Source organism: Enterobacter cloacae complex sp. Mu1197 (assembly GCF_040059225.1).
Taxonomy (GTDB): Bacteria; Pseudomonadota; Gammaproteobacteria; order Enterobacterales; family Enterobacteriaceae; genus Enterobacter; species Enterobacter quasiroggenkampii.
This window is the reverse complement of sequence record NZ_CP157375.1, coordinates 1,162,773-1,186,982: the sequence shown is the minus strand read 5'-3', so window position 1 is coordinate 1,186,982 and position 24,210 is coordinate 1,162,773. Positions and strand designations below refer to the sequence as shown.

At 55.1% G+C, this 24,210-nt stretch carries 25 protein-coding genes and 1 pseudogene; 14 read left to right on the top strand and 12 right to left on the bottom strand.

Annotated elements, in window-relative coordinates; translation table 11 throughout:
- The 5 genes from ABFV38_RS05575 to ABFV38_RS05555 form a co-directional block, all read right to left on the bottom strand.
- Entirely contained in the window at positions 1 to 1,044 is a 1,044-nt protein-coding gene (locus tag ABFV38_RS05575) for an alpha/beta hydrolase (RefSeq protein WP_348958763.1), read from the bottom strand.
- A gap of 85 nt (positions 1,045 to 1,129) precedes the next feature.
- Positions 1,130 to 2,338 carry an MFS transporter gene (locus ABFV38_RS05570; RefSeq protein WP_348958761.1) on the bottom strand — a complete coding sequence of 403 codons (1,209 nt, stop codon included), beginning with the start codon at positions 2,336 to 2,338 and terminating at the stop codon, positions 1,130 to 1,132.
- Between the two features lie 199 nt (positions 2,339 to 2,537).
- Positions 2,538 to 3,275 carry an SDR family oxidoreductase gene (locus tag ABFV38_RS05565; protein WP_004110842.1) on the bottom strand — a complete coding sequence of 246 codons (738 nt, stop codon included), beginning with the start codon at positions 3,273 to 3,275 and terminating at the stop codon, positions 2,538 to 2,540.
- A 22-nt stretch (positions 3,276 to 3,297) separates the two neighbouring features.
- Positions 3,298 to 4,074: a carboxymuconolactone decarboxylase family protein gene (locus ABFV38_RS05560; protein WP_348958759.1), complete on the bottom strand. Its 777-nt coding sequence runs from the start codon at positions 4,072 to 4,074 to the stop codon at positions 3,298 to 3,300.
- A gap of 10 nt (positions 4,075 to 4,084) precedes the next feature.
- Positions 4,085 to 4,543, bottom strand: coding sequence for a cupin domain-containing protein (locus ABFV38_RS05555; RefSeq protein ID WP_004110848.1), 459 nt, complete (start codon positions 4,541 to 4,543; stop codon positions 4,085 to 4,087).
- A 178-nt stretch (positions 4,544 to 4,721) separates the two neighbouring features.
- Here ABFV38_RS05555 and ABFV38_RS05550 point away from each other — a divergent pair, with 178 nt between their 5' ends.
- The 9 genes from ABFV38_RS05550 (at position 4,722) to ABFV38_RS05510 (ending at position 11,028) form a co-directional block, all read left to right on the top strand.
- Positions 4,722 to 5,633 (top strand): LysR family transcriptional regulator, encoded by a 912-nt coding sequence (locus ABFV38_RS05550; protein WP_252002408.1) that lies wholly within the window; start codon positions 4,722 to 4,724, stop codon positions 5,631 to 5,633.
- 175 nt (positions 5,634 to 5,808) lie between these two features.
- Positions 5,809 to 6,717: a LysR family transcriptional regulator gene (locus ABFV38_RS05545; RefSeq protein WP_103770800.1), complete on the top strand. Its 909-nt coding sequence runs from the start codon at positions 5,809 to 5,811 to the stop codon at positions 6,715 to 6,717.
- A 133-nt stretch (positions 6,718 to 6,850) separates the two neighbouring features.
- Positions 6,851 to 7,357, top strand: coding sequence for an SRPBCC domain-containing protein (locus tag ABFV38_RS05540; protein WP_348958756.1), 507 nt, complete (start codon positions 6,851 to 6,853; stop codon positions 7,355 to 7,357).
- Positions 7,358 to 7,803: 446 nt separating this feature from the next.
- Complete coding sequence (locus tag ABFV38_RS05535; RefSeq protein WP_348958754.1) at positions 7,804 to 8,115, top strand: type II toxin-antitoxin system HigB family toxin; 312 nt, start codon at positions 7,804 to 7,806, stop codon at positions 8,113 to 8,115.
- Positions 8,112 to 8,531 (top strand): helix-turn-helix domain-containing protein, encoded by a 420-nt coding sequence (locus ABFV38_RS05530; protein ID WP_196352073.1) that lies wholly within the window; start codon positions 8,112 to 8,114, stop codon positions 8,529 to 8,531. Before ABFV38_RS05535 ends, ABFV38_RS05530 begins: the two co-directional genes overlap by 4 nt.
- Before the next feature lie 69 nt (positions 8,532 to 8,600).
- On the top strand, positions 8,601 to 9,011 hold the full coding sequence (locus ABFV38_RS05525; protein WP_348958752.1) for an Imm63 family immunity protein: 411 nt from the start codon (positions 8,601 to 8,603) through the stop codon (positions 9,009 to 9,011).
- A gap of 111 nt (positions 9,012 to 9,122) precedes the next feature.
- A complete protein-coding gene (locus tag ABFV38_RS05520; RefSeq protein WP_348958750.1) occupies positions 9,123 to 9,713 on the top strand; it encodes a hypothetical protein in 591 nt (196 codons plus the stop codon).
- Between the two features lie 281 nt (positions 9,714 to 9,994).
- On the top strand, positions 9,995 to 10,498 hold the full coding sequence (locus ABFV38_RS05515) for a DUF2569 family protein (RefSeq protein WP_348958748.1): 504 nt from the start codon (positions 9,995 to 9,997) through the stop codon (positions 10,496 to 10,498).
- A 230-nt stretch (positions 10,499 to 10,728) separates the two neighbouring features.
- Positions 10,729 to 11,028, top strand: coding sequence for a hypothetical protein (locus ABFV38_RS05510; protein ID WP_146751441.1), 300 nt, complete (start codon positions 10,729 to 10,731; stop codon positions 11,026 to 11,028).
- Positions 11,029 to 11,144: 116 nt separating this feature from the next.
- Here ABFV38_RS05510 and ABFV38_RS05505 read toward each other — a convergent pair whose 3' ends face one another.
- Complete coding sequence (locus ABFV38_RS05505; protein ID WP_348958746.1) at positions 11,145 to 11,459, bottom strand: DUF6678 family protein; 315 nt, start codon at positions 11,457 to 11,459, stop codon at positions 11,145 to 11,147.
- A 121-nt stretch (positions 11,460 to 11,580) separates the two neighbouring features.
- Here ABFV38_RS05505 and ABFV38_RS05500 point away from each other — a divergent pair.
- A pseudogene (locus tag ABFV38_RS05500) lies at positions 11,581 to 11,685 on the top strand (AraC family transcriptional regulator); the annotation flags it as partial.
- Here the strand turns inward: ABFV38_RS05500 and ABFV38_RS05495 are convergent.
- Entirely contained in the window at positions 11,682 to 12,572 is an 891-nt protein-coding gene (locus tag ABFV38_RS05495) for an oxidoreductase (RefSeq protein ID WP_348958744.1), read from the bottom strand. The pseudogene ABFV38_RS05500 and the gene ABFV38_RS05495 sit on opposite strands and share 4 nt — an antisense overlap.
- 104 nt (positions 12,573 to 12,676) lie before the next feature.
- On the opposite strand from ABFV38_RS05495, the gene ABFV38_RS05490 reads away from it, so the two are divergent.
- Entirely contained in the window at positions 12,677 to 13,798 is a 1,122-nt protein-coding gene (locus ABFV38_RS05490) for a YbdK family carboxylate-amine ligase (RefSeq protein ID WP_348958742.1), read from the top strand.
- Here the strand turns inward: ABFV38_RS05490 and ABFV38_RS05485 are convergent.
- From ABFV38_RS05485 to ABFV38_RS05475, 3 genes are all read right to left on the bottom strand, one after another.
- Positions 13,728 to 16,883 carry an efflux RND transporter permease subunit gene (locus tag ABFV38_RS05485; RefSeq protein WP_348958740.1) on the bottom strand — a complete coding sequence of 1,052 codons (3,156 nt, stop codon included), beginning with the start codon at positions 16,881 to 16,883 and terminating at the stop codon, positions 13,728 to 13,730. The genes ABFV38_RS05490 and ABFV38_RS05485 overlap by 71 nt on opposite strands.
- Positions 16,884 to 16,892: 9 nt before the next feature.
- Positions 16,893 to 17,954, bottom strand: a complete 1,062-nt coding sequence (locus tag ABFV38_RS05480) for an efflux RND transporter periplasmic adaptor subunit (RefSeq protein WP_348958738.1) — start codon at positions 17,952 to 17,954, stop codon at positions 16,893 to 16,895.
- A 122-nt stretch (positions 17,955 to 18,076) separates the two neighbouring features.
- The gene (locus ABFV38_RS05475) at positions 18,077 to 20,785 is read right to left on the bottom strand and encodes a cation-transporting P-type ATPase (protein WP_348958736.1); all 2,709 of its coding nucleotides are present in this window, start codon (positions 20,783 to 20,785) and stop codon (positions 18,077 to 18,079) included.
- Between the two features lie 479 nt (positions 20,786 to 21,264).
- On the opposite strand from ABFV38_RS05475, the gene ABFV38_RS05470 reads away from it, so the two are divergent.
- Positions 21,265 to 21,513 carry a DUF1158 domain-containing protein gene (locus ABFV38_RS05470; protein ID WP_013097677.1) on the top strand — a complete coding sequence of 83 codons (249 nt, stop codon included), beginning with the start codon at positions 21,265 to 21,267 and terminating at the stop codon, positions 21,511 to 21,513.
- 54 nt (positions 21,514 to 21,567) lie between these two features.
- On the opposite strand, the gene ABFV38_RS05465 is transcribed toward ABFV38_RS05470, so the two are convergent.
- Positions 21,568 to 21,909, bottom strand: a complete 342-nt coding sequence (locus ABFV38_RS05465) for a RamA family antibiotic efflux transcriptional regulator (RefSeq protein ID WP_010428317.1) — start codon at positions 21,907 to 21,909, stop codon at positions 21,568 to 21,570.
- 32 nt (positions 21,910 to 21,941) lie between these two features.
- A complete protein-coding gene (locus tag ABFV38_RS05460) occupies positions 21,942 to 23,045 on the bottom strand; it encodes an MBL fold metallo-hydrolase (protein WP_348958734.1) in 1,104 nt (367 codons plus the stop codon).
- Between the two features lie 190 nt (positions 23,046 to 23,235).
- Between ABFV38_RS05460 and ABFV38_RS05455 the strand changes: the two genes are divergently transcribed.
- Positions 23,236 to 23,826, top strand: a complete 591-nt coding sequence (locus tag ABFV38_RS05455) for a TetR/AcrR family transcriptional regulator (protein WP_048026898.1) — start codon at positions 23,236 to 23,238, stop codon at positions 23,824 to 23,826.
- Positions 23,816 to 24,184 carry an MmcQ/YjbR family DNA-binding protein gene (locus tag ABFV38_RS05450; RefSeq protein WP_023293103.1) on the top strand — a complete coding sequence of 123 codons (369 nt, stop codon included), beginning with the start codon at positions 23,816 to 23,818 and terminating at the stop codon, positions 24,182 to 24,184. Before ABFV38_RS05455 ends, ABFV38_RS05450 begins: the two co-directional genes overlap by 11 nt.
- Positions 24,185 to 24,210 lie beyond the last annotated feature (26 nt).

The following is a 24,210-nucleotide window of genomic DNA, read 5'->3' as shown; positions in this document are numbered from 1 at the left end:
TTATTTATCTGATTTCAAATTGGTGTTAAAGAATGAGACCAGCTTGTCCCACGGGATGAGTTCAGTGCGGTCATACAGGTCGATACGGTTAGCCCCCTTAATCTCCACGAGCTCTTTCGGCTCTGCGGCCATTTTGTAAGCTGTATCGGTATAGGTGCGGGATGGTGCAGCATCACCCACGACAAAGAGTATTGGTCGCGGTGAAATGGACTCGATATCGATAAACGGATGGAAGTTCATGAACTTCGCATAGGTCGCCGGTGTTGAGCGGCGATCGTTGGATGCCACCTTACCGCGCTCCGTCTGATAAAAGTCATTAGACTCTTTACCTTCGATGAACACCGGATCGTTTTGCCCCGGACCATAAACGGGTTGCCCGGTTTCAGCGGTTTTGTAGCGTTGTTCTGCGGCAATCGCCAGGTCCTTGTTTCTCATCTCCACGGTCCGCTCATGGTTCAGGCCGGTACGGAAATATTCACCCATGTCGTACATGCTGACGGTGGCGAGCGCCTTGATGCGGGGATCCATTTTTGTCGCGGCGATGGCAAAGCCGCCACTACCACAGATGCCGATTACACCAATTTTTTCACGGTCTACAAACGTACGGGTTCCGAGGAAATCAACGGCAGCGCTGAAGTTTTCTGCATAGACATCAGGCAGCACGGCCCCACGCGGCGTACCCGCACTCTCACCCCAGAAAGACTGGTCGAAGGACAGCGCAACAAAACCGGCTTCCGCCATTTTGGTTGCGTAGAGGTTAGCAGCCTGCTGTCTTACTGCAGCAAAAGGATGGCCGACAATAAGGGCGTCATATTTTTTACCGGCTTCCATATTGCGTGGAGTAAATAACGTACCGGTAACTTCCATACCGTAAATATTTTTGAATTTAACGGTTTCAGTCTTCACCTTATCGCTTTTATAGAAATTATCCGCACCGTGGGACATATCCGCCGCGACAGCTGTGTTTGCCCCCATACCCAGAGCGACGCTAAGTATCGCCAGCGCGGCCAGGGTTTTTAATTTCCCTTTTGAATGCAATTTCATATTACCTCCTGAATTAAATAACGGTGTTAAGACAAACGGAGTGAAAAATCCGGAGAACAATAAATCTCCGGACAGCAGGACCTATTCAGGCCGAATTTTGTTTACTCTGGCCCGGGCGTTTTAACAGCAGGAACGCCACCACAGCGGTGGACAGCACTGCCAGCGCGCCGGCCAGGAATATCGCGTTCAGCCCCAGGTGGCTTCCTATCCAGCCGAGCGCAGGACTGCCGATCGCCATCGCCACGTCAAGAAATGCTGTGTAGATGCCCATCACCATGCCGCGGTTCTGGGGTGTTGAACCACTGATGGCTTCAATACCGAGGCCCGGGTAAACCAGTGAGTAGCCAAAACCGGCTAAGGCAGCACCTGTCGTCGCAATCAGGGACGTACCGGCAAGCCATATCAGGAACAGCCCGGCGGCCTGTACGAGCACAAAAATCAGCGCAATACGCGCGCCACCAAAGCGATCTGGCAGATGGCCAGCAACGGTCCGGGCAGCAATCAGCGCAACGCCAAAGGCAGTGAATGCCATCCAGACGGGCTGCCAGTTCATGGCGCTGTAATACAGTGAGCTGAAGGCCAGGATGGTACAGTAGCCCGTGCTGGCAAGCGCGGCGCCCAGTCCGGGTAACCAGACCGCGTGCATGACCGAGCCAAAGGTTGCCTGCGCGGCATGTGGATGGGGCGCAACTGCGGGCATGCGAGCAAGATACGCCAGTACCAGTAAAGGAAGCAGAAACGTCAGCAGTGCGATCGCCTCAAAGCCGAAGGCTTCAAACAACATAGTGCCCACCGGCCCGCCGAGTGCCATAGCAGCAAACATTGCGGTGCCCACCCAGGCGATAACCTTACCTGCGTGCTCTTTATCCACGAGGGCCAGACCCCATGCCACGGCGCCGGTAATGATGAAGCTTTCCGCCCCACCAAGGATCGCGCGCCCGGCAAGCAGTACACCCACTGACAGTACCGGCATGCCAACCAGCCAGAGCGACACCTGGTACAGTAGCCCTGAAACGGCCGCGGCGATGAGCCCGGCCACCACGCCCTTTTTGGCGCCGCGCTTGTCTGAATAACTTCCGGACCACACCCGGGAAATCAGCGATGCCGCAAACTGTGCCCCGGCAACCAGGCCCACGATAAACGTCCCGAAGCCCAGGTCATTTTTGACATGCAACGGCAGGACGGGCAGCGCGACGCCGATAATGATAAAACCGACCAGAACCGCGGCCATTACCGGCATCAGCGCTGCGACAACCCGGGCACCGGAATTATTTTGAGAATGTTTTACAGGCATATAATGCAGCCCCTTACCTTTTAATGAACAGAATGTCGTATACGCGTATGTGATTTTTGGGCGCGAAGTAGCCCGCAAAAAATTCAGGTTTGAATTTCCTGTGTTGAAAGATGCGTTATCTGGTAATGCTTTTTTTATATCCGGATGATATAAACCATCCGGAAATAAGGTAGATGTCAGCTACCCGCCTGGTTGTGTTTCAATAAACCTGTACGGTCGGCCGGAAAAGTATTTCGTTAACATCCACGTCGTCAGGCTGGCTGATGGCAAATGCAACGACCCGCGCAAAAGCCTCTGCCGGGATCGCATTCTCGTAGGTTTTCGACATACCTTTCGCAATATCTTCGTCGGTGATGGTTTTAGTCAGTTCGGTATCTACCGCGCCGGGAGAAACAATAGTTGTGCGGATATTCCAGGGCTTCACTTCCTGACGCAGGCCTTCTGAAATAGCCCGTACGGCCCATTTGGTACCGGCATAGACAGCTCCGCCGGGCCCAACTTTGTGTCCGGCTACTGATGACACGTTGATAAATTGTCCGGACTTCTGGGCTTTCATATACGGCAGAGCGGCGGCAATACCGTAAAGTACGCCCTTAATGTTCACGTCGATCATCCGGTCCCATTCATCCACCTTCAGCTTGTCGAGCATGGAACTCGGCATTAAGCCGGCGTTATTGATGATGACGTCAATACGGCCGTGCAGCTCTACCGCCCGGTCAACAAGGGACTGGACTTGTGTACGGTCCGTCACGTCGGTGCGGAGTATGGCTCTGGCATCCAGCCCCAGTTCGCCGGCAAGTTGCTCAAGCTTCTCCATACGGCGCGCGCCCAGAACAACTTTTGCGCCCAGTTTCGACAGGTGTCGGGCTGTTTCTGCTCCCAGGCCGCTGCTGGCACCGGTGATGACGATGATTTTATTTTCGATACCCTGAGACATACTGTCCTCCTGTAAAGAGTGGTTATTTCGATTCACGTTGCTCAAACACCGTTTTGAAAACCGGCGCTGCTGAGAAAGCATTTGGCCACCCGGCATAATATGCAAGGTGACTCAGTGCGCCTGAAGCCTGCTGCCGGGTCAGGCCGTTATCCATAGCCCGGTTAAGGTGCGGCGGAATTTGCTGTACCTGCCCATTTGCAATCAGGGCAGACAGGGTCACCAGACTTCTGTCCCGAGGAGCAAGCCCGGGGCGCAGCCACAGCTCCCGGAAAAGCACATCGGTAGTGTCGCTGACAAGCCCCGGTGCAGCGCTACCGATACTCTGTTCAACGCGTGCAGCGCGAGCTGCTTCAGCTTTTTCATCGATCGGCAGCAGCGCCTCCTCCGCGTGAGGAAGCTGTTCAGCGTTAATTCCTTTTTGCAGGTATATCTCTTTCGTTACCGCTGCGGCGGCAATGGCATTGCCCCAGCCGGCATAGAACGCCAGCTGCATGATGGTCTCAGAAAGCTCCGCCGGCTTGACACCGTTTTTCAGCGCCAGCTCCAGCTGCTCCGGTAAAAGTACGGTCTGATTCCGGGCAATAACCGCTGCAACGGTCACTAGGCTGCGATCGCGTGGCGACAAATCGTTTCTTTTCCAGAGGTCTCCTGCCAGCCTGGTGCTGGCATAGCGTCCGAGCGCGGGGGATACTGCCTCTATGTCGGTGTCTGACAGCGGGCCCCGCTGCGCCCCCGTTTCTGCAAGGGCGCCAGCCGATCCGAGAGAAAGCGCCAGCGCAACTGCCGTTGAAGTTTTCATATTATCCCCCTTACTGGTACTGTGCGTCTGAGACGGGCTCCTGCCAGTCCACGTTCTTACCGTCCACCATATACGTCATGGCCAGATGGCTCATGGGGGACGTCGCCGTGGCACCATGCCAGTGGCGTACAGTTGCAGGGATCCATACAACATCACCCGGAGCGATATCCTGGCGCGCTTTACCTTCTTCCTGAACCCAGCCTTTACCGGCCGTAACAATCAGCAACTGCCCGGCGGGGTGAGTATGCCAGGCCGTGCGCGCACCCGGGGCGAAATCCACCTGGCCCAGATTGGCACGCGTGGACGCGTTTGGCGGCAACAACGGGCTGACAACCGCATGACCTGAGAAGTTATCGGCCTTGCCGACGACAGAAGGGGTCTGCCCGTTACGGCGAATTTCAATGCCTTCGGCAGAAACCTGGGCGGCCCCCAGTACGGATATGGCTGCAGCAGCAATAATCGCTTTCATCTTTCACCTCGCTGGTTACTTTCGGCTAAATGGCGTAGCGGATTACATTAATTCCCTGCAAATGAAAACGCCTTTTGTCGGGAGGAATGGTTATTTAGTGAACGAAGAAAGTATATCTGAGGACGTATTAAGTGATTAGATGGTAAAATGAGATTGAAATTATAAGGAGAACCTCTAAATGGCTGATGATAATCTGAATGCCCTTGCTGCATTTATGGTGGTGGCTAAGGAACAGAATTTCACGCGAGCGGCAAAACGTCTGGGTGTTTCACAGTCAGCGCTCAGTCAGACTGTTCGTGTTCTGGAAGCACAACTCGGGATCCGGTTGCTTAACCGAACTACCAGAAGAGTTGTCCCAACTGAAGCTGGGGAACGTTTACTCGCTTCAGTCGGACCTCAGATAGAGGATATTCAGCGGCAGTTAATGGTGCTGAGTGAATTACGTGATAAGCCAGCCGGTACAATACGACTTACCGCAACAGAATATGCAGCAGAGTCAATACTCTGGCCAGCAGTGTCGCGTCTCGTAAAAAAATACCCCGATATTAAAGTCGAAATTCTTACAGATTATGGGCTGACTGACATCGTAAGAGATCGTTTTGATGCCGGTGTACGTCCCGGAGAAACTATTGCCAAAGACATGATTGCCGTTCGTATTGCACCAGATATGCGGATGACAGTGGCGGGATCTCCAGATTATTTCAGTAACAGGCATGTGCCCATTACTCCACAGGAATTGACAGAACACTGTTGTATAAACCTGCGCCTTTCCGGGCATGGAGGACTCTATGCATGGGAGTTTGAAAAGGACGGGCGAGAGCTGAATGTGCGAGTTGATGGTCAACTGGTTTTTAATACGGGAAGCATGATACTGAAAGCGGCGCTTGAGGGTCGAGGGCTAGCCTATCTACCAGAAGGGCAGCTTGAACCCTATATAGCATCCGGGGCTCTTGTTCGCGTACTTGAGGATTGGTGTGAACCTTACTCTGGATATCATCTTTACTATCCAGGCCACCGACAACCCACTCCAGCATTTAGCCTTCTAGTTGATGAACTTCGCTATTCAACACGCGAGAAGCATCAGAGTTAATCTTTCCTGATAAATGACGGTCAGCTATGAGCGAAGAACGGACTTATCCGTACAAGGCCTACCATCCAGAAATGGAAGTTCCCCCAAAAGGAAAACACTCGCAAACCTTCTAGACAACCTTTTCCCGAGCATTTAGCCTGAATTAAAATTTTAATATCTGTCAGGCTAGTTCATTATGAAAAATGATATCAGAACCCTCGACCTTAACCTTCTTAAGGCCCTTGATGCATTACTGGATGAGGGAAGCGTGACTCGGGCTGCACAGCGCCTCTCACTGACGCAGCCTGCCGTCAGTGGTATGCTTATTCGCTTGCGTGATTACTTTGACGATCCACTCTTTGTTCGCACCAGCCACGGTATGGTCCCCACAATGCGGGCCAACGAACTTTCTACGCCGGTAAAACAAATCCTCACCGATATCGCTATCCTGCTGAAACCAAAGAAATTTGATCCCGTGACGGTGGAACTGACTTATACCATCGTCGCAACGGACTATGCACTTAAGGCTGTTGTCGTTCCGTTGATGGCTGAGCTAAAACAACGTGCACCGTATATTAAAATCGCCGTGCGGCCCGTGGACAATGAGCGAATGTATCAGCAGTTATCTCGGGGTGAAGTTGATCTGGCTTTGATAACACCGCAAACAACCCCCGAAGACCTGCATGGAAGAGCGCTCTATGAAGAAGATTATGTCTGCGTAGCACGACGTCATCATCCTCTGGCAGCGAGTTCAGAAATGACGCTCGAACAATTTTGCAAACAGGAACATATTCTGGTGTCTTCAGAAGGTAACTTCACCGGTGTTACAGATGAAGCACTGGCTAAGCTCAGTCTGACACGACGAGTAGGCATGTCAGTTAATAGTTTTCAGGTGATACCTGATATATTGCAAGTGACTGATATGATTGCAGTTGTACCTCGCCGCATGGTCCTGACTAACAACGATCTCATCATTCTCCCTTTGCCCCTGAAAGTACCCGGCTTTACCAAGAGCATGGCCTGGCATGAGCGAACCCATCGTGACCCAAGTCATCAGTGGATTCGTGCTTTATGCGCAGAAGTAAGCCAACATCCCGCGTCCTGATATAATTTATCTTATTAAGAATATAAGTAATGACAATTCGCCTTATAACTCCATTGCACCAATAATCACTGTCATCACGTTACTGCCGTAATGACACACGCAGTGCACTCAACTATAGCAATTGGAGAAATTTATGAACGCGATTAACTGGCCAGAAGGCTTTGTTCCGGGTTTTACCGATAACTTTGTTTCTAATGAAATGATCATCTCAGGTCTGAACGTCAATGATGTCTGGCCGCTCCTGAGTCAGCCATTGCTATGGCCGGAATACTATAAAAATTCCGCCAATGTGCGCTTTTATGACAACAAAGGTCCAGAATTGGAAAATGGGGTTCGCTTCTACTTCAGCACGTTTGGTTTCCCAGTTGAAGCTCAGGTTGTGGAGTTTGTTCCACCTGCTGAAGGTAAACCTGCTCGTCTGGCATGGCACGGATGGGCCGGTGAAAAAGATACCCCTCAACGACTCGATGTCCATCATGCGTGGCTACTGGAGGATCTTTCCGGTCACAGGGTCCGTATCCTAACGCAGGAAACACAGAACGGAGTCCCGGCAAAAGATCTGGCAAATACCCGCCCGAACCCAATGCTTAATGGTCATCAGGAATGGCTTGACGGCCTGATTCGAGCAGCAAAGAAATAATAAACCGCTTTCCACAGTCATATCACTGAGGCTGCACTTCCCCGCAGCCTCAAGAATATTTGCCCGTTTGCTATTGCACTTGATTACAGGTAAATCATGTAACCCCCGCAAGTGACACCGCGCGGCCATATCTGTAATGTCCCCTCCTGGCACAAAGCGGACTCATCTTTCGCACACTTCCATAAGATATTATTAGTAAAACTAACCTCCACCAGACTCCTTTTCAGCAAACAATTTCTGAATACGCTACGCAAAGTAAACAAATCCCCCTCGTCGAACGATATCTACCCCTTTAATCTCAAGCCACCCCTACATTAAGTAGTCGGGCGCAATACACGAGCACCACTATCAATAACATGTAGAAGCTACGTATCTCCGCAGTTTCCGCATTGTCAACTCACCACCCACCACCTATAATGTTTCCATCCTGGAAACAAGGGGCATGGATGCACGTAGTCTCAAGAGCGCCTTTCGATACGGCGACCAGACATTTTCCCAATCAAGCACTCGCCCTGGACGATCTTTATCGGGTACTAAAAAAGGAGCACTACCCCTCACCAGGCGACATGCGAAAGCGCTTTCCCAGCCTGGACCGGATGAAATACCGGGAAAAATGGTGGGTCATTGATGTAGGTGGCGGACATTTAAGAATAATATTTTTTGCTGATTTTGAGCGGGGAAAGATCTTCATTAAACACATCAGCACGCACGCAGAGTATGACAAGCTCACGGACCTCTACCGGAGAACGAAAGAATGAATTATGCAGCAGCCATCAAAGCGGCAAACGAGCTGACTAACGAGCTTCCCTTCCTGGGCTCAAGCCCGTCGCGACAAGATTACGAGGATGCTCTGGCGATGGTGGAACACCTTATTGAGCACGACCCCGATAGCCCGCTGGTAGAGATGCTTACCGCGAAAATCGATAAATACGAAAACGAGTCTCCGGAGTTTGCAGAATTTAACGCGCGTGTTGCCCGCATTCCGTCAGGCGTTGCGTTATTACGAACGTTGATGGATCAGTACCAACTCACTCAGAGCGATTTCGAGAATGAGATTGGTAAGAAGTCTCTGGTGAGTCGGATCCTTAATGGACAGCGCACATTGACCCTGGATCATATGCGGGCGCTGGCGAAGCGTTTCGGTTTGCCGTTAAGTGCGTTTGTGGGGAAGTGAGCGCGAGCAGACTCTGTGTACCCATTCTGCGATAAAGAGTGGTTCACATAAAAGAACAAAGGAATGCTGATGAAAACGATAGAAGAACTACGAAACGAGCTTCTAAAAATAGGTGAGCAACTTGGGGGAGGCACAAGACCAAATCATTACTTCTTTATCCCTGACCAATCTGATGGGGTTGCAACTCCCTATCTGGAAATTCATGGGAAAGAATATCATTTTATCATCAGTGAAAGGGGTCTTGAAATACAGCGAAAAGTAACGCTCAGTGACGATGAAATTCTTTATTGGTTTGTGGAGAGTGCCGTGGCGGGGCTGGCCTCAACCTATGCAGCAAAACATTCATCTGAACGGGAATACAGAGAGGTTTATTTCAGAAAGGAATACAGTTTAATGCTCTCAATCAAGCCCGAATGGGCAACAAGAAAGCGCAAAGAAATCACTCAGCTTCTCCATTCGCAAAGAAGCGAACATCGTTAACCCAACCGGCTCGTTACATTTACTGCCCTATCCCCCTCTCTTTTCCTGGTGATTGCCTGCAGCACGCCATCTGATACTCTGGCTGCACTCAAGGGATGACAAGGAAGAGAAATGCTGAATCCTGGATTCGTAACCCGCAAAGCACTTGCTCAGTGGCAGGATGTCCCCGCTTTTTTACCTCAGTTCCAGTTTCATGAAAAACACCGAACGGTCATTCATACTGCGCACCCTGAACATATTCTGCCGTTGATTGCCAACTTTGACGTCCGGCAAGATGCTGTGATTCGTCGGTTGATGGCTTTGCGGCAATTACCGCAAAAACTTCTGCGCGATCAGCAGGCTGACTCAATCAGCAACTTTGGTCTGCACACTTTTACCCTTTTGCAAGATTCAGCATCGGAGCTTTGCTATGGCTTAAGAGGGCAATTCTGGCGTGCAGATTTCGGTCTGGAAAACGTGCCGGATGCCAGCACGTTTCAGACGCCTGCCGTGCCGGGCAGCGCGACACTGTTGCTGCGCTACCAGGTAAAGGAACTGGCACCAGACCAGCATGAACTCAGTACGGAAACGTTCGTCTTCTGCCCGGACAGAAGCACCCGGCTCAGGATGGCGGCTTACTGGCTGGTAATACGGGCGGGCAGCGGCTGGATCCGCAGGAGAACGCTGAAAGCGGTTAGGATGAATATTGAGAAGCTGGACTGAAGTGCAACAGAGAACCTTATGGTGTTCAGCGTTAGCACTTTACTTTAAATATTCGTTTCCGGTCGGGAACTGTCGGGCAGAAATGTTTGAGGAACCGTTATTAGCAAAGAGCGGTCCCGGGTAGGGACTTAGAATGAATATCTGTGCTGCGGGAATCTCCCCTTAACACAAATTTACTCGAAAAAGTTACCTGCAGAGCATACTTATTTATCAGTCAGTTGCGTTTGTAACATACTTCGTTTAATCTATTGTAAATTATAAAATACTTCAAAGGTCCATATATGGAATGGGGATGCATAAAGTGTGGGGTCGAAATACCTCAGGACAGAGAGTTTTGCGACAGTTGTGAAGATAAAAACTTCAGGAAAATTGGAGGTTTTCTTTTTTTACCCCTTATAGGATTAGTGGTTACTGCTGCTTCCTATCTTTTTGCAATGACAGATGCGTTTAAATTTATGATAGAAAATTATTCGCACCTGAATGCAAATGCAAAAATTTTCTTCATAGTTTCCCTGGTTATTTATATTGGCGAATTTCTTTTTACAGTCACTGTTTTTTCATTTTTCCTAAGAAAGAAGAAATTGCTACCAAAGCTTTACATTTTGTTTTTAATATCAATCGTGACGACAATGTCATTTAATACCTATTTGCTTTACATATTAATTCCTGGCGCTGAAATTGGCTATAATGAACTTGTACCTGTTTTTAGAAACGTGATTACGGCTTTAATTTGGATTCCCTATTTCATAACCTCTGTTCGTGTAAAAAGAACGTTTATCCGATAAAAAACACGATGGCTTCATCATTTTGATGACAGAAGATGCATGGCTATACTAATGCACATACAGTCATCAACACTGAGCGGACGCTATCATCGTCCGCTCATGATACGGAAAGGGCAGAAAAGTGGGTAAGGTCCGCACTGAGTTAAGAACGGACACTCTTGTATAAAGCATGGCGTCGGATTACAGTGAGAGCATTGATTGATAAGTGAGTACAATCAGAACAGTAGCCAATGAAACAAAAACTTCGCAAACGTAACCAGGACTGGATATCAAGGCAATTACAACGTGCGCGCAAAGAGAAAATGCCGTTAAGTTTCTTTATTAATTTTCCTTCAATACGAGCAACTGCGTGTAATGGTCAGCGCCTTAAACGGCGTGGTCGTCTCAAGCCTGACTGGAGTCGCGCATTGTTTTATCCGGGGTGGGGAGAAGTGCCGATTATTGGACAGCAAGGCTCTGTGTATTGGTTTGAGGGGTTTGATAAGGAACAATTACCTGGAGAATTGATGCCGCTATGGGAAGATGTCTGATTGTATTGACTTTGAATTAATAAACTTTCAGTGTAACGCTTAGACAGTGAGGAGTAGAGGCCAATTCTACGCAAAGACTAACGTATTCCTGTTAGCCATTAAACGATTTTATCTGGTTAAATATAATCTACATAGCTGACCGAATCTGCGTATCCCCAAATTCTATAACCGGTTGATACCTCGATTCCAGGGAGATGAATAGCGCGAAGAATAGTACCTACCATGGTATGTTGTTCAACTGAGTTTGTCATAATATCAAGATACTTGATATCCAAATAGCCACCTTCACAGAAATGGTAAAACCACTCGCCATCAACTGCAGATTCATAGCCATTGAGAAAAGTGATTTTCCATAAGGGGGGAGATTCCATGCTAACCATTGCCATGCGGATCTCATACCATTTTGTATTATTCATGCAGCTATAAAGCATTTGAACCTCCCGGGATCTGCTCCCGACAGATCAACACGCTACCAGGATAACCACGTAAAATTATGGCACAAAGCTGATATTCATATTCACTTATCTTCCCCCTCTCTATCGCCCCACCGCCACTCTCAGGTACGAATCCGTGAACGCGTTTATCACCATGTTCAGAAAAGCGATGGGCAGCGCGCCCGCCCATTACTTTGCCGAACGGAAAAACAGCGTCCGTTAACCCGGCCCCTCGCTCCCTGCCGCCAGCAGCGGCACCACCACGTCGTTGATGGGCACCGCAATGCCGTGTTTGCGGCCGTAGCGCTGGATCACGCCGTTGCGGATATCCCACTCCATCGGGCGATCCGCCTGACGGTCAGCGAGAATCGACGTACCCAAATCCACTGGCGCGCGCTGGAAGTTCGCCAGAATCTCCTGTGCCACGTCATCGGCCAGCTTCGCCCCTTCGGCGCGGGCGACGGCAAGCCCTTCCCGCAGGTAGGCCAGCGAAAGTTCGCTGATATCCTCGCGCCTGAACATCCCGGCACGGCGGTTGGCCAGCACCATCAGCCCGGCGACCGCATTTTGCAGCAGCTTGCGCCAGGCGACGGTGGGGAAATCAGCCGAGAGTTCAACTTCACAGCGCGTACCGCGAAGCGCCTCGACCACCCGCTGCGCCTGAGGCACGTCCGGCAGCGTCAGGCGCGGTTTGGCGCGCAGCCAGACGGAGGCATCCGGCTCGCGCTGCGCCGGGAACCAGACCACCGACGGCAGCACCGTTGCGCCACTGACCAAAGGCTCAAGCTGAGCCTTCTGCTCTACGCCATTTTGCAGGGCACACACCACCGTATTTTCATCGCACAGCGCGCGCAGCCACCCGGCGCTGTCGGCATTTTGCGTCGTTTTCACCGCGATAAACACGAGGTCAACGGGGCGCGTGATGGCCGCCGGATCGGTTAATACCGGACCGGGCACCACCGTTTCCCCCTCATCGTGACGCAGGCGTAATTCCGGATGCGCGGTGCGTCCGCAGAGCAGCGGCGTGCGGCCAGCGTCATGCAGTACCGCGGCAATGGTGGTGCCAATCGCACCGGGACCAATCAGCGCAATGGTTGGATAGTCAGACATGGGTCACTCCCCTTTTGCTAAGCCTGCTATCAGTTATACCATCCTGAGACGAGCGCGCCACACCCGTTGTCTATACTCAACATTCACAGACAACGGAGTGCGCCATGCCTTTACCCGATTTTAAATCCTCTGAACCGTTCACCCTTGGCATCGAGCTCGAACTGCAGGTGGTTAACCCGCCGGGGTACGATCTCAGCCAGGACTCCTCCGCGCTCATCGCCGCCGTCAAAGACGACATCAAAGGCGGTGAAGTCAAACACGACATCACAGAAAGCATGCTTGAAATCGCCACCGGCGTGTGTCAGACCATCGACCAGGCGGCGGCGCAGTTCTCGGTGATGCAGCAGAGCATTCTGCGCGCGGCGGCGGAGCAGCACATTCAGATCTGCGGCGGCGGGACGCATCCGTTCCAGAAATGGCAGCGCCAGGAGGTATGCGACGACGAGCGCTATAACGTCACGCTGGAGCGCTTTGGCTATCTGATTTTGCAGGCGACGGTGTTCGGTCAACACGTTCACGTCGGCTGCCGGACCGGGGATGACGCCATTTACCTCCTGCACGGCCTGTCGCGGTTTGTGCCGCACTTTATTGCCCTGGCGGCCGCCTCGCCTTACATGCAGGGCACCGACACAAAGTTCTCCTCGTCGCGGCTCAATATCTTCTCCGGGTTCCCGGATAACGGACAGATGCCGTGGGTCAACAGCTGGCAGGAGTTCGAAGGGCTGTTCCGCCGCCTGAGTTCCACCAGCATGATCGACAGCATCAAGGATCTGCACTGGGATATTCGCCCCAGCCCGCATTTTGGCACCGTTGAGGTGCGGGTGATGGATACGCCGCTGACGCTCGACCACGCGATTAACATCGCCGGGCTGATTCAGGCCACGTCACACTGGCTGCTGACCACGCGACCGTATAAGCATCAGGAACGGGATTTTCTGCTCTACCGTTTTAACCGTTTTCAGGCGTGTCGCTACGGGCTGGAGGGGATCCTGACGGATGTGCACACCGGCGAGCAACGAACCGTGGCGGAGGACATCGCCTGGCTGCTGGAGCAGGTGGCGCCGTCGGCCGATAAGCTCGGTGCGACAAGCGCAATCAATGAAATTGCCCTGCTGTTAAAGCAGGGCAAGAGCGAGGCGCAGCGCATGCGGGACTTTATCGCCGACGGCGGCTCGCTGATTTCTCTGGTCCAGAAGCACTGCGAGCTGTGGGCGACGAGTCCGTAAGGCCGTGGCCCCACTCACGCAGGCGCTGGAACAGCACGAACAGCGCGGGGATGAACAGAATCCCCACCACGGTCGCTACCAGCATGCCGCTGAAGACCGTGGTGCCGATGATGCGGCGGCTCTGGGCGCCTGCACCGGTCGCCAGCATCATCGGCAAAACACCGATAATGAACGACACGGCGGTCATCATCACCGCCCGGAAGCGGCGCGAGGCCCCTTCCCGCGCGGCATCGACAATCGCCATTCCGTCCATACGCCGCGCGCGGGCGAACTCGACGATAAGAATCGCGTTCTTGGCCGCTAACGCGATCAGCAATACCAGACCAATCTGCACGTACACGTCGTTGGCGTATCCGGCCATCCACAGCCAGACCAGCGCCCCGCCGATGGCAAACAGCACCGAGAGCATCACGCTCGCCGGAAGCGTCCAGCTCTCGTACTGGGCGACGAGGAACAGCCATGCCATCACCACCGCCGCCAGCACGATCCAGATCGCCTGATTGCCGGTCTGCTGCTCCTGGTACGACATGCCGCTCCAGGCGTAGTCGTAGCCAGCCGGCAGGCTTTCCGCCAGGATCTCGCCCATCGCTGCCATCGCGGTGCTGCTGCTCACCCCAGCCGCTGCCGAGCCGCTCACCGACACGGACGGGAACTGGTTGTACTGCTGCAGGAACGGCGCGCCGACGGTTGGCGTGATGGTGACGAGGTTGCTCAGGCGCACCCGCTCGCCGCTGTTGCTGCGCACGAACAGCTCGCTGATCTGCTCTGCACGCTCGCGCCACTGCATCTCGTTCTGCATCACCACGTGGTAGACGCGGTTGTTGATGCTGAAATCCCCGGCGCGCGTGCCGCCAAAGGCGGTTTGCAGGCTGCTGAAGATGCGCGACACCGGCACGTCGAGACGGGCGGCGCGCTCGCGGTCAACGGTCAGCGTCAGTTGCGGCACGTTGCTGCTCCAGGTGGTGAACACACGGCTCAGCTGCGGGTGCTGGTTGGCTTCCGCCAGCACCTCACGGGTGACGCGCTCCAGCTCCGCCGGGCTCTGCCCCGCCTGGGCCTGGATGCGCAGGTCAAAGCCGGAGGCGTTGCCCAGCCCCGGCAGCGTCGGCGGCGCGAAGGTCATGATGGTCGCTTCCGGCAGGGCCAGCAGCTGGCGCTGCAGGGTGCCCATCACCTCCTCCAGCGGCGGACGCGCGCTCCAGTCCTTCAGCATGATGGAGATAAACCCGCCGTTGGAGGCGCTGGTGCCGTTGAGGATGTTAAATCCGGAGACCTGAATGACGTCCTCCACCGCCGGATTTTGGGCGATCAGCTCCCGCGCGGTGGTCATCACCGCTTCGGTGCGCTCCAGCGAAGCCGCTTCCGGCAACTGAACGCTGGCGAAGAAGTAGCCCTGGTCCTCCTGCGGCAGGAAGCCTTTTGGCATCGACATAAAGCTGAACAGCACGACTGCCGCCGCGCCTGCGGTAGCCAGCAGCGCCAGCCACGGACGCAGGTTTAAGACATGCACGAGGCGGGTGTAGAAACCGCGTGTAGCGTCCAGCCCGCGGTTGAAGGCGCGATAAATGGCCGCGGGTTTCTCCGGGCGCGGACGCAGCAGCATCGCGCACAGCGCGGGCGTCAGGGTCAGCGCTACCAGGCTTGAGAGCGTCACGGCGGTGGAGAGCGTCACCGCGAACTGGCGGTAGAGTTCGCCGACAATCCCCGGCAGCAGCGCCACCGGCACAAATACCGCCAGCAGCACCAGCGTCGTCGCAATCACCGGCCCGGCAATCTGGCGCAGCGCCAGCGCGGTTGCCGCCATGCGGCTCTGTCCTTCCGCCATCAGCGTTTCGACGCTCTCCACCACCACGATGGCGTCATCCACCACCATGGTCAGCGCCAGAATAATGGCAAACAGGCTGAGCGTGTTGGCGGAGTAGCCGAGCGTGTAGAGCACCGCAAAGGTGCCCACCAGCGACACCGGAATGGCGAGGGCGACAATCAGCGTCGCGCGCCAGCTCTGCAGGAACAGGGAAACGACCACCACCACCGCCAGCATGGTCAGCGCCAGCGAGACGCCGATCTCTTTAATGGTGGCGGCCACAAAAGAGGTGGTGTCGAATTTCACCTCATAAACCAGGTCGTCCGGGAAGCGCGTTGAGAGGCGTTCCAGCTCCGCGCGTACCGCATCGGCCACGCGCAGGGCGTTGGCGGACGGCGTCGGGTAGATACCCAAATAGGCGGAGTCGTGCCCGTTCAGCTGCGCGCCGGAGCTGTAGCTGCGCGAGCCGAGCTCGATGGTGGCGACGTCCTTCAGGCGCACCAGCTGGCCCATCTCCCCGGCGCGGATGATGATGTCGGCAAACTCTTCGGCCTGGCTTAAGCGCCCCAGCCCGTTGATGGTCAGGGTCTGCTGCTGGCCGTTAAACACCGGCGGCGTGCCCACCTGACCCGCAGCGCCCTGTACGTTCTGCTCACGCAGCGCCTGCGCCACGTCATCGGTGGTGACGTTAAGGGCGTTCATGCGGTCCGGGCGCAGCCAGATGCGCATGCTGTAGTCGCGTGCGCCGAACATCTGCACCTGCCCCACGCCGGGCAGACGCGACAGCGCCTCGCGCACCTGGGTGCTGGCGTAGTTGCTGACGAACAGCGGCGTGTGGGTGTTATTCGGTGAGTAAAGACTTACCCCCATCATCAGGTTGGTGGCCCGCTTGCGCACCTGCACGCCGTTTTGCTGCGCCTCGGTCGGCAGCTGCGCCACGGCCTGCGCCACGCGGTTTTGCACGTCGATGGCGGCAAGATCCGGATCGGTGCCCGCCGCAAAGGTAATGTTCAGGCTGTAAGTGCCTTCGTCCGAACTGGTGGACTCCATGTAGAGCATATGGTCCACGCCGTTCAGCTGCGTCTCCAGCGGCGTGGCGATGGCCTCCGCCACGTCAGCCGAACTGGCACCCGGCCAGCTTGCAGAGACGTTCACCACCGGCGGCGTGATCTGCGGGTACTGCTCCACCGGGATAATCCTCAGCGCAATGGCCCCCAGCAGGGTGATGACCAGCGCAATCACCATCGCGAAGCGCGGGCGTTTGATGAAAAACGTCAGCATGATGGCTCCTTAATTCAGTATCTGGACAGCAGCGCCGGGCTGCACGCGCTGCGCGCCGTCAGTAATCGCTCGCTCACCGGACTTCACGCCAGAGGTGATCTGGAACTGCTGGCTAATCTGACCAGCCACGTTCAGCGGGCGCATTTCGGCGTTGCCGTCGGCATTAACGACCCAGGCAAAGTAGCCGTCGCCGTTCTGCTGGACCGCGGCGGCAGGCAGGGTCAGCACCGGCTGCTCGCTTGCCGGGCGCAAAAACACGTTCACATTACCGCCGGGCAGCAGCTGATGGCGCGGATTGGCAAACTCGGCGCGCAGCATCACGCTGGCGGTACGCGGGTCAACGCGGTTATCCACTGATGTCAGCTCGCCGCTGACGCGCTGGCCGTTGCTGTCGATCAGCGCCTGCCAGGCACGCTTCATGGCGTTGATATCCGCATGCTGTCCGGCTTTGGCGGCAAACGCCCCCTCTTCCAGCGCAAAGGCGATGCGGATCGGGTCAAGCTGCACCACCTCCACCAAAACGCCGCTCGCCGGGTTGACCAGGCTACCCACGTGGAAGCTGCTGTGCCCCACGCGGCCGTCAATCGGCGAGGTGATGCGGGTGTAGCTCAGGGTGACGTTGCGGGCTTCGAGCCGGGCCTTCGCCTGCTCGAGAGCGGCGCTGGCGACGTCGCGCTGCATGCGGGCGTTGTCCACGTCGTGACGGCTGATGGCGTTGCTGCTGCCGAGACTTTCAAAGCGGGAAAGCTGCTGCTGCGCCTGGCGCAGCGTGGCTTCGGCGCTTTTCACTTCGGCCTGCGCCAGGCGCAGGGCGGCGCGCGGCTCGGCGTCGTCCAGCTCAAACAGTACGTCGCCTTTTTTCACGTACTGCCCGTCGCGGAAGTGGATTTTGGCGATCGCGCCTTCCGTGCGCGCCCGTAGCTCAACGGTGTGAATGGCTTCGATGCGGCCCGGGATCTGGCGCTCGGCGGCGTGGGCGGTTTGCTCCACGGTGGCGACGCGAACGGGAATGGCGGCGAATGCGGGTTGCAGGGTACTGACAAGAAGTGCTAACAGGACCGGGAATTTCATGGGAGTACCTCAGCGTTGTTTCTCCCCTCACCCCGGCCCTCTCCCCAAAGGGGCGAGGGAGAAAACCGGGCGGTCCCCTCTCCCCTTTGGGGAGAGGGTTAGGGTGAGGGGTAAGGTTTTCGTTATGCAGCCTTACGGAACCTGCGGGTCAGTCGCTTCTCGATTTCGACGACGAAGAACATCACACCTGCAACGGCCAGGGTCACAAACCAGTAGCGCAGCGGCAGGGCTTCGGTACCGAACAGCATCTGCATAAACGGCAGGTAGATAATCGCCGCCTGGAGCAGGAACAGCACGCCCGTCACCAGCCAGATCCCTTTGTTCGCCAGCAGACCGCGGTTGAGGGAGAACCCTTCGGTGTTGCGGCAGTTAATCATGTATACCCACTGGGCGCAGACCAGCATCTGCAGCAGTACGGTGCGGATGAACTCCGCGCTGTGGCCGCGCGGAGCCAGCCAGGCTTCCAGCGCAAAGGCGGCGATGGCAATCATGGTGCCGACAAAGGCCACGCGCCAGACGGCGTAGGCGTCCATCACGTGCTGCCCGGTCTGACGCGGCGGACGGCGCATGATGTTGCGCTCGGCGGCCTCAAAGGCCAGGCCGAAGGAGAGCGTGGCGGAGGTGGCCATGTTCATCCACAGAATCAGCACCGGCGTCAGCGGAATGATGTTCCCCGCCAGCAGCGCAATCACAATCAGCAGCCCCTGCGCCAGGTTGGTCGGCATGATGAACAGGATGGTCTTCTTCAGGTTGTCGTAAACGCGACGCCCCTCTTTCACCGCGCTGGCGATGGTGGCGAAGTTATCGTCCGTCAGGACCATGTCCGCCGCCTCTTTGGTCACTTCCGTGCCCTTAATGCCCATCGCAATACCCACGTCCGCCTGACGCAGCGCCGGGGCATCGTTCACGCCGTCGCCGGTCATGCCGACGATTTCGCCTTTGTCCTGCAGCGCTTTCACCAGGCGCAGCTTATGCTCCGGGCTGGTACGGGCGAAGATGTCATACTTCACCGCCGCGTCCGCCAGGGCGGCGTCGTCCATCTTCTCCAGCTCGTAGCCGGTAACCGCCTGCTCGCTGTTGCTGATCCCCAGCATCTGCCCGATGCTCATTGCCGTCTGCGGGTGATCGCCGGTGATCATCTTCACGCGGATCCCCGCCTGCTGGCAGGCGTTAATCGCGTCAATGGCTTCCGGGCGCGGCGGATCCATCATCCCGGCGATGCCGAGGAAGATCAGGCCGTGGCTCAGGTCATCGTGCGTCAGTTCCTGCTCGCCGTTCGCTGACTTGAACGCCGCGGCGACCATGCGCAGCCCCTGACGCGCATAGCGCTCCATCTCACTTTCCCAGTACGTGCGGTTGAAGGCTTCTGCACCGTGACGGGTCTGCTGCTGCGCACAGAGGGCGAAAATGACGTCCGGCGCGCCGGTGATCAGGATCTGCTCCTCACCGCCAATCTGGTAGTGGGTGCTCATGTACTTGTACTGCGAGTCGAACGGGATCTTGTTAACCAGCGCGGTCATCACCGGCTCAAGGCTGGCTTTCGCCGCCAGCACCTTCAGCGCGCCCTCGGTTGGGCCGCCGGTGATGCCCCACAGCCCGCGATCGTCCTGAATCAGCTGGCTGTCGTTACACAGGTCGATGGTGCGCAGGTACTGCTCCAGCACGGTGCCCGGCTGGATCTGCACCGGCTCGTCGCTGCCTTCCAGGTAGATGTTGCCTACCGGCTCGTAGCTGTTGCCGTCCACGCGGTAGCAGGCGTCGGCGGTGATGATGGCTTTAGCCGTCATCTCATTCATGGTCAGGGTGCCGGTTTTATCCGAGCAGACCACGGTCATCGCGCCGAGCGTTTCAACCGTCGGCAGCTTGCGGATAATCGCCCGCTTGCGCGCCATCGCCTGCACGCCCAAGGAGAGGATGATGGAGATAATGGCCGGCAGACCTTCCGGTACGGAGGCCACCGCCAGGCTAATCAGGGAGAGCAGGAGCTCCCCCATCGGGATCTCGCGGAACGCCAGGCTGAAGACAAACAGCGCGGCCATCATTGCCAGAATAATCGCGAAGATCGCTTTACCCAGCTTGTCCATCTGCACCAGCAGCGGCGTGCGGTGCTTTTCGATACCCGCCATCATCTGGTTGATGTGGCCGAGTTCCGTATCCTGACCGGTCGCGGTGACCACACCGATGCCGCCGCCCGCGCTGACGGTCGTCCCGGAGAAGACCATATTGGTGCGATCGCCCAGCGGTAATTCGCCGCTCAGCGGATTAACGTGTTTATCCACCACGGTGGATTCACCGGTCAGAATCGCCTCTTCCACGCGTAAATTATGCGCTTCAATTAAACGCATATCCGCCGGAATACGATCCCCCGCGCGCAAGACAATAATATCGCCCGGGACTATTTCAGTTGTGGGGATTGTTTCATGGGTGCCGTTACGAATAACGCGCGCCTCGCTGGCGAGCATATTACGAATACTCTTCAGGGATTTTTCCGCGTTGCTTTCCTGAATATGACCAATTAAGGCATTGATTACCGCCACGCCCAAAATAACCAGCGTATCAACCCAGTGGCCCATTACTGCCGTTAATACGGCGGCGGCCAGCAGGACATAAATCAGCACATCATTAAAATGGGCCAGGAAACGCAGCCAGGCGGGTTTGCCTTTTTTCTCCGGCAGCGCGTTCGGCCCTGTTTTTTGCAGACGCGCCTGCGCCTCTGCACGGTCCAGACCGCTGGCCTGGCTCTGCGCGTGTGCAAGCACCTGCTCTACGGTCTGCTGGTATGCCAGCCCGCCGGAAGGCGGCACGTTCGGAATCACTTTTTTTTCAGTCATCGTATTTTTCCTTCAATTTCCGGTGAACAGAAGCCTGAATTCCTTTCGGGCTTAAATAAATTCATTTTAAAGTCTTGCGGGTAAAATTGATCTACCGCAATATAATGACTTCTCGGTTATTCAAAACTGATTAAAACTATTTCGATGATCTGATTTTTACAAAATATTTCTAAACCAAAACTAAACGAGGGGGAACCATGTGGGGTATTTATCGCGGGCGCAGACTGGTGTTATACGTTATCGCGGCCATTGTTATTGCCACGTTAATTGGTTATAGCACCTATACATTTGTAAAATTATTTTCCTGATGCGGACGTTTATTTACATAACGCGATATTAATATAAACGCCGGATCGTATGTTGTTATTTGTGCGCAGTAATAATGTCTTTGTTTTATTCAAAAAGGTCAGAGGGGCTGATATTGCTTTACGTTACAGAATGCCGGACAATGACATTTTTAACTGACGATTAACATTACGATGAAACACCCGCTAGAATCGCTGCTCACCGCAGGCGGCATTTTATTACTGGCCCTGCTTTCGTGCCTGCTGCTCCCGGCGCCTTCGCTTGGGCTGGTGCTGGCGCAGAAGCTGGTCCAGACCTTTCACATGGTCGATCTTAACCAGCTCTATACCATTCTGTTCTGCGTGTGGTTTTTACTGCTCGGGGCGATTGAGTTCTTCGTGCTGCGTTTCGTCTGGCGACGCTGGTTTTCACTCGCGTCCTGAGCCCATAAAAAAGCCGGGTGGCGGCTACGCCTTACCCGGCCTACACGCGACAGGTTAATGTGTCTGGCTATGGTTCTCTTTACGGTACGCACCCGGCGGCTGGTTGAACGTACGGGTGAAGATACGGGTAAACGTCTGCTGCGAGTCAAACCCGTAACGCAGGCAGATGTCGTACACCCGGGCGTCGGATTCTCGCAGATCGCGCGCCGCCAGCAGCAGCTTACGTTCACGAATATAACGCCCCAGACTCTCCCCTTTGTACTGCATAAACAGCCGCTGCAGGTGCCATTTCGAGTAACCCGCGTGACGGGCAATCTCTTCTATTCGTAATGGCTGGTGCAGATTGTCGTCGATCCATTCGACGATAGTGTCGATGACTTGAGCGGAAATGGTCATACTGCTGTCCCCCTCTGCTTCTCGCTTAAACATTATTCCCACCACGCACGAAAGGTTTGTGCGCTGTCGCTTACCCGGACGGGCTCGCCCAGTTCCGGCGTCAGCAACCGATACTTTTTATCCTTGCTGGCTTTTGCCAGCTGGATCAGCGGATCGTTCCAGGCGTGTTTCGCCAGCACGAAACGTCCGTTATGCCCGGGCACCACGGCTTTCGCGTTCAGATCCGCCGAGGCCTGCGCCGTTTCCTCCGGCAGCATGTGGATGTACTTCCAGTCCTGGTCGTACTGGCCGTTTTCCATGATGGCGACGTCCACTTCACCAAACTGTTCACCGATGGCCCTGAAGTGCGGGCCGTAACCGGAATCTCCGCTGTAGTAAACCTTCTGCTCTGGCGTGACGAACATGAAGCTGCCCCACAGCGTGCGATCGCGTTTGATGCCGCGACCGGAGAAATGACGCGCTGGCAGAACGTGCACCGTCAATTCATCGCTGATGCGTACCGACTGGTTCCAGTCGCGCTCGTCAATAATCTCGGGCTTCATCCCCCAGTAACGCAGGTGGGACCCCACGCCCAGCGGCGTCACTACGCGCTTCACCTTCGGCAGTAGCGCCTTGATAGTGGCGTAATCCAGATGATCGTAGTGATCGTGCGAGATAATCAGCAGGTCGATCGCCGGCATGCGTTCCGCGCGCCACGGATACTCCCCGGCAAAGGCCTTATTGAGGAATGAGAACGGCGCGGCATAGTTGCCAAGAACCGGGTCAATCAGGATGCGTTTGCCCGCGAGCTGCAGATACCACGAAGAGTGACCGAGCCACACCAGGGTGTCCTGCTCCAGCGGCAGGCTCGCAAGATCGGTTTTCACCAGCGGCAGCGGCTGGGCCGGGCGGGCGTTTTCGGTTTTTTTAGTCAGAAACTCCCACATCGCGACCAGCATATTTTTGTCACCGTTATATCCCGGCGTCGGCAGCGTATTGTGGAATTTCCCCTCGCGATACTGTGGGGAGGCCTCCACTTCGGTGAGGCGTTCACCCTGCGGCGGCTGGCCGAATCCGGCATTCAGAACAAACGGTAAACTCGCGGCTGAAGCAATAATCATGATTAACACCACGCAGATGAAGAGAGGTTTTTTCATATCCTGACCCGAAAACGCGCCCCATCCGATAGCGTGCGCAGGGTAAACTTGATTATGAGTGAGTAAGCACTCATTATAGATATGATGATAAAGTCGTCAAGACGTTTTCGATCTTTGACATTCCGCGTTGCAGCGTGTCAAAGCACGTGTTTCAATCAGGGTTTTTATAATTGACAGGAGGAAAAATTTAGTGGCACGTCCGAAGAGTGAAGATAAAAAACAGGCCTTACTGGACGCCGCAACGGCGGCGTTTGCACAGTCAGGTATTGCCGCCTCAACGGCGCTTATTGCCCGTAAGGCGGGCGTCGCCGAAGGCACCCTGTTCCGCTACTTTGCTACGAAAGACGATCTGCTGAATGCCCTCTATCTGCATCTGAAGCAGGATCTCTGCCAGACCATGCTGGCAAACCTCGATCGCACCATCACGCTGCCTAAAGAACATACCCGCAATATCTGGAACAGCTATGTGGACTGGGGTATTCGTAACCCCGTTGCACATGCGGCGATCCGCCAGATTGGCGTCAGTGAAAAGCTGAGCGTCGAAACGGAACAGGCGGTGAAAGAGATGTTTCCGGAGCTGCATGAACTCTGCCGCCGTTCGGTGCGTCAGGTGTTTATGTCTGATGAATTTAAAACGTTTGGCGATGCGCTTTTCTTATCGCTGGCCGAAAGTACGATGGAATTTGCTACCCGCGATCCGTCCCGCGCCGTTGAGTTTAAAGCGCTCGGCTTTGAGGTGATGTGGCGCGGGCTTGCCCAGGAAGAGAGCGATGGACAGTAAAACGTTGCAGGAGCACGCAAAACGCGTGGCGCTGGAACTGCCATTCACCGAACACTGCTGGCCGTTTGGGCCGGAGTTTGACGTGTTTAAAGTGGGCGGAAAAATTTTCATGATTGTGGCCGTCGCGCACGGGCGTCCACACGTCAGCCTGAAGTCAGACCCGGAGAAATCGCTGTTAAATCAGCAGATTTATCGCGGCGTTGAACCGGGCTATCACCTCAACAAAAAGCACTGGATTTCCCTTTACGGCACTGACGACGTGACGCCGGAACTGGTTACCGACCTCATCAATGATTCCTGGCATCTGGTGGTGGATAAACTGCCGAAAAAAGACCAGAAGTGGATCCGGCCGGTCTGATTGTTCGTCTGAGACGAACAGATTAA

What these genes read in the sequence shown, in the direction of transcription:
- ABFV38_RS05520 (WP_348958750.1), top strand. Translation starts at nt 9,123, where the DNA reads ATGCTGAATCCTGGATTCGTAACCCGCAAAGCACTTGCTCAGTGGCAG.
- ABFV38_RS05545 (WP_103770800.1), top strand. Translation starts at nt 5,809, where the DNA reads ATGAAAAATGATATCAGAACCCTCGACCTTAACCTTCTTAAGGCCCTT.
- ABFV38_RS05485 (WP_348958740.1), bottom strand. Translation starts at nt 16,883, where the DNA reads ATGCTGACGTTTTTCATCAAACGCCCGCGCTTCGCGATGGTGATTGCG.
- ABFV38_RS05515 (WP_348958748.1), top strand. Translation starts at nt 9,995, where the DNA reads ATGGAATGGGGATGCATAAAGTGTGGGGTCGAAATACCTCAGGACAGA.
- ABFV38_RS05575 (WP_348958763.1), bottom strand. Translation starts at nt 1,044, where the DNA reads ATGAAATTGCATTCAAAAGGGAAATTAAAAACCCTGGCCGCGCTGGCG.
- ABFV38_RS05475 (WP_348958736.1), bottom strand. Translation starts at nt 20,785, where the DNA reads ATGACTGAAAAAAAAGTGATTCCGAACGTGCCGCCTTCCGGCGGGCTG.
- ABFV38_RS05495 (WP_348958744.1), bottom strand. Translation starts at nt 12,572, where the DNA reads ATGTCTGACTATCCAACCATTGCGCTGATTGGTCCCGGTGCGATTGGC.
- ABFV38_RS05565 (WP_004110842.1), bottom strand. Translation starts at nt 3,275, where the DNA reads ATGTCTCAGGGTATCGAAAATAAAATCATCGTCATCACCGGTGCCAGC.
- ABFV38_RS05535 (WP_348958754.1), top strand. Translation starts at nt 7,804, where the DNA reads ATGCACGTAGTCTCAAGAGCGCCTTTCGATACGGCGACCAGACATTTT.
- ABFV38_RS05570 (WP_348958761.1), bottom strand. Translation starts at nt 2,338, where the DNA reads ATGCCTGTAAAACATTCTCAAAATAATTCCGGTGCCCGGGTTGTCGCA.
- ABFV38_RS05555 (WP_004110848.1), bottom strand. Translation starts at nt 4,543, where the DNA reads ATGAAAGCGATTATTGCTGCTGCAGCCATATCCGTACTGGGGGCCGCC.
- ABFV38_RS05480 (WP_348958738.1), bottom strand. Translation starts at nt 17,954, where the DNA reads ATGAAATTCCCGGTCCTGTTAGCACTTCTTGTCAGTACCCTGCAACCC.
- ABFV38_RS05530 (WP_196352073.1), top strand. Translation starts at nt 8,112, where the DNA reads ATGAATTATGCAGCAGCCATCAAAGCGGCAAACGAGCTGACTAACGAG.
- ABFV38_RS05450 (WP_023293103.1), top strand. Translation starts at nt 23,816, where the DNA reads ATGGACAGTAAAACGTTGCAGGAGCACGCAAAACGCGTGGCGCTGGAA.
- ABFV38_RS05460 (WP_348958734.1), bottom strand. Translation starts at nt 23,045, where the DNA reads ATGAAAAAACCTCTCTTCATCTGCGTGGTGTTAATCATGATTATTGCT.
- ABFV38_RS05470 (WP_013097677.1), top strand. Translation starts at nt 21,265, where the DNA reads ATGAAACACCCGCTAGAATCGCTGCTCACCGCAGGCGGCATTTTATTA.
- ABFV38_RS05465 (WP_010428317.1), bottom strand. Translation starts at nt 21,909, where the DNA reads ATGACCATTTCCGCTCAAGTCATCGACACTATCGTCGAATGGATCGAC.
- ABFV38_RS05525 (WP_348958752.1), top strand. Translation starts at nt 8,601, where the DNA reads ATGAAAACGATAGAAGAACTACGAAACGAGCTTCTAAAAATAGGTGAG.
- ABFV38_RS05510 (WP_146751441.1), top strand. Translation starts at nt 10,729, where the DNA reads ATGAAACAAAAACTTCGCAAACGTAACCAGGACTGGATATCAAGGCAA.
- ABFV38_RS05560 (WP_348958759.1), bottom strand. Translation starts at nt 4,074, where the DNA reads ATGAAAACTTCAACGGCAGTTGCGCTGGCGCTTTCTCTCGGATCGGCT.
- ABFV38_RS05540 (WP_348958756.1), top strand. Translation starts at nt 6,851, where the DNA reads ATGAACGCGATTAACTGGCCAGAAGGCTTTGTTCCGGGTTTTACCGAT.
- ABFV38_RS05550 (WP_252002408.1), top strand. Translation starts at nt 4,722, where the DNA reads ATGGCTGATGATAATCTGAATGCCCTTGCTGCATTTATGGTGGTGGCT.
- ABFV38_RS05490 (WP_348958742.1), top strand. Translation starts at nt 12,677, where the DNA reads ATGCCTTTACCCGATTTTAAATCCTCTGAACCGTTCACCCTTGGCATC.
- ABFV38_RS05505 (WP_348958746.1), bottom strand. Translation starts at nt 11,459, where the DNA reads ATGCTTTATAGCTGCATGAATAATACAAAATGGTATGAGATCCGCATG.